Source organism: bacterium (assembly GCA_021158245.1).
GTDB lineage: Bacteria > Zhuqueibacterota > QNDG01 > QNDG01 > QNDG01 > QNDG01.
In genome coordinates, this window is the sequence record JAGGVB010000019.1 from 1 (window position 1) to 3593 (window position 3593).

At 39.2% G+C, this 3593-nt stretch carries 4 protein-coding genes; all 4 read right to left on the reverse strand.

What is annotated here, in order from left to right; all coding sequences use genetic code 11:
• Positions 1-632: C69 family dipeptidase (locus tag J7K93_01045; protein MCD6115575.1), on the reverse strand; the 632-nt coding region annotated here is incomplete at its 3' end.
• Between the two features lies 1 nt (position 633).
• Complete coding sequence (locus tag J7K93_01050) at positions 634-1731, reverse strand: 6-phosphofructokinase (protein MCD6115576.1); 1098 nt, start codon at positions 1729-1731, stop codon at positions 634-636.
• 7 nt (positions 1732-1738) lie between these two features.
• The gene (locus J7K93_01055) at positions 1739-2938 is read right to left on the reverse strand and encodes a glycine C-acetyltransferase (protein MCD6115577.1); all 1200 of its coding nucleotides are present in this window, start codon (positions 2936-2938) and stop codon (positions 1739-1741) included.
• A 454-nt stretch (positions 2939-3392) separates the two neighbouring features.
• Positions 3393-3593: 2-amino-4-hydroxy-6-hydroxymethyldihydropteridine diphosphokinase (locus tag J7K93_01060; protein ID MCD6115578.1), on the reverse strand; the 201-nt coding region annotated here is incomplete at its 5' end.

The following is a 3593-nucleotide window of genomic DNA, read 5'->3' on the forward strand; positions in this document are numbered from 1 at the left end:
ATGTAAACATTTGGAAGGACTATTGCCTTATCATCAGGCACTCTCTGAGCAACCCAGTGCTTGCCTGCGACAATGGCAAGAATCCATGCTTCACTCGGATCACATATTACAAGAGTTCTGCCGCTTGAAACATAACCGAATTTGTCTAACAATTTACCTGCTATCTCAACACCTTCACGTGCACTCTTGGCCCTTTCTGCCACAATTCTCCGAAGCATAAAACCTATACCGCCGTCTGTAATTTTAGGATCGTCTTCCCTCGAAGGGCATGCATCACTTGCAACATTCACACCCCATTCATTTGCATAATAATCGGAAAACGGAAGCCCCGGCACCTGAAACCACGTCAAAGCCCATGTTACATCTGACTGGGGAATATCCGCTCCTCCCCGAAGATGCACAACAGAACCATGTTTATATTGCTTCCTCGGAACATTCCAAATATTAACAACTCTCCGGCCTGAATCATCTTCATTATGGCCAAAGAGAACAGCTCCGTTTTTTGTGGATTTTTTCCCTGCAACAACAGTTGTACATGCGGAAAGATTCGATACAAATAATAAAGATATCAAAACAAACAATAAAACTGCTACTGCATTTACAAAATAAAATTTATTTATTTTAGAACACATTTTATACTCCTAAACAGGCTCCCACCCTTTTTGCTACATTAATCATTGGATTATTTGCCTCAACAAGCCTTGTTTTTCCTCCAACATCACTCAGGGGAACAGTTACAATATCAGATCCCCTGACAGCAACCATTACACCTCCCACACCGTCATAACATAATTCTGCAGCTTTTACACCAAATCTTGTTGCAAGAATTCTGTCAAACGCGCTCGGTGTACCTCCCCTTTGAAGGTGTCCCAGCACTGTTACGCGGCTCTCAAGGCCTGTTTTCTCTTCAATATCATGTGCTATTTTAAGGCCTATTCCTCCAAGACGAATAGGATCCGTGGATTCTTTAACTACCATTTTTACAACCCTGTCGCCTCCAATAGGTTTTGCACCTTCGGAAACTACTACAATGCTGAATCTTCGGCCTTCTTTGCTTCTTTTTGTTACAAACGAGCAAATAACATCTATATCATATGGTATCTCAGGTATCAAAATTACATCGCCCCCTCCTGCAATACCGGACTCAATAGCAAGCCAACCTGCATAACGCCCCATAACTTCAATAACCATGACTCTGTGATGAGACATGGCTGTTGTGTGAATCTTATCAATAGCATCTGTTGCAGAAGTAAGAGCCGAATCAAAACCAAATGTAATATCTGTTCCCCATATATCATTGTCAATAGTTTTTGGAACGCCGACTATTCTAATCCCCTTCTGACTTAGCTGTCTTGCTATTGCCATAGTTCCGTCACCGCCTATACAAACAAGAGTATCTATGCCAAGCTCTTTAACATATTCAGCAGCTTTGTCAGATATGTCTGTAAAACTTACATTGCCTTTTTCATCTTTAACAGGCCAGCGGAATGGATTTGCAGTATTGGAAGTTCCCAGAATTGTACCGCCTTGTGTTAAGATACCTGAAACTGACATCCAGTCAAGAGGAAGGGCACGTTTTTCAATTAAACCCTCAAACCCATCTTCAAATCCTATTACTTTCATATTATACTGAGTAATACTTGCTTTTACTACACCTCGTATAACAGCATTAAGGCCAGGACAATCTCCACCGCCCGTCAACACTCCAATTGTTGTCTGTCTTTTCTTCATTTTCTCCTTACCTGCCTTTGTTTAGAATATTCAGTTCTTTCCCTACTTTTACAAATGCTTTTATTGCTCTGTCAAGATGCTCCCTTTCGTGTGCTGCTGAAATCTGTACTCTTATACGGGCTTCACCTTTTGGAACAACCGGAAATGTAAATCCTATAACATAAATTCCTTCTTCGAGAAGGCGATCCGCCATGTCATGCGCCAGTTTGTCATTATAGAGCATAACAGGAACTATAGGATGCTCTCCTTTTCTGACATTAAAACCTGATTTCTCCATCCCTGCTCTGAAATATGCTGTATTATCCTGCAGCTTCTTTAATATGGAGCTGTCCTTTTGAAGCATTTCAATTACCGCAATAGATGTGCCAGCTACAACAGGTGCAAGAGTATTTGAAAACAGATAGGGCCTGCTTCTCTGGCGCAGATAATCTATTAATTCCCTCCGTCCTGAAATACATCCTCCGGAAGCGCCTCCCAAAGCCTTTCCAAATGTTGTAGTAATAAGATCAATCTTGCCTAGAAGGCCATACTGCTCACATGTACGACGTCCGGTTTTCCCTATGACTCCTGTAGCGTGGCTGTCATCAACCATCACAATTGCATCATATTTTACAGCAAGCGCATGTATTTCATCAAGCTTTGCAATATCACCATCCATAGAAAAAACGCCATCTGTTACAATCATTCTGTACTTGCCTGAAGATGCCTCTTTAAGCTGGTTTTCCAGGTCCTGCATGTCGCTGTGTTTATATATAAAGCGTTTCGCTTTTGTTAATCTTATCCCGTCAATTATTGATGCATGATTCAAAGAATCAGTGATAATTGCGGAATTTTTATCCATAAACGGTTCAAAAATACCTCCGTTTGCATCAAAACATGCTGCATAAAGAATAGTATCTTCCGTATGCAGAAATTCGGAGACTTTTTCTTCAAGTTTTTTATGAATTGTCTGAGTTCCGCAAATAAACCTTACAGATGACATCCCATAGCCATATTCCGATAAGGTACTGTGCGCTGCTTCAAGGACTCTCGGATGATTGGCAAGGCCTAGATAATTATTTGCACAGAAATTAAGAATCTCTTCTCTTCCAAGGACACTGATACTGGCACCCTGGGGCCCTGTAATTACTCTTTCATATTTGTAGAGGCCCTCTTTTTTTATTTTTTTAATCTCATCACTGATATCTTTATAAATTTGTTTTGACATTATTACTCCGCATACTCCTTTTTACTTCTTCTTTTCATTAAAAACATTACAATGCTGTTAATAAATACATGCTGCAACCTTTTTCAAATCCACTGCCTCACCTTCTTATTGTATTAAGTCAAAGAACTTCCTTCTATCACTTACATGCATCCTGATATTATAAGATACATTTAATTAAACTTTAAAAAATATGTGCAGCATTCATACAAATACGTGAGGGGAAAAATAGTTTATTAAAGTTATCAAAGGGCAAGCAACTTTTATAATAAATCGTTAGAATATACTTACAAAATCATGAAATGTCAAGGTCTGAATAAGCATGCGGCACCGCCCGAAAATTTTTAAAAATCGTATTAAATGTCTTTCCCCGACATTAAAAAAATTCCGGCTCGGAAATGATAATGAAGCAGTATTAAGAAAGTTCGACTGTCTGAATCCCGCTTTTCTATTTTGATTAAAAGATATCAGGAATTAAAAATTTGACTGCTTTTTTCAAAAAGCCTCTTGTGTAAACATCATCATCAATAACAGCATTATTCCAAACTACAATATCAAGGTCTATTGTACGCGGGCCGAACTTGTTTTCAGTTCTCTCTCTTTTAAGGCTCTTTTCCACATCTTTAAGAAAGCGTGCAAATGCATCCATAGTCATATC

Bases quoted from the DNA above. Each gene is read 5' to 3' on its own strand.
- J7K93_01050 (MCD6115576.1), bottom strand. From the start codon at position 1,731: ATGAAGAAAAGACAGACAACAATTGGAGTGTTGACGGGCGGTGGAGAT.
- J7K93_01055 (MCD6115577.1), bottom strand. From the start codon at position 2,938: ATGTCAAAACAAATTTATAAAGATATCAGTGATGAGATTAAAAAAATA.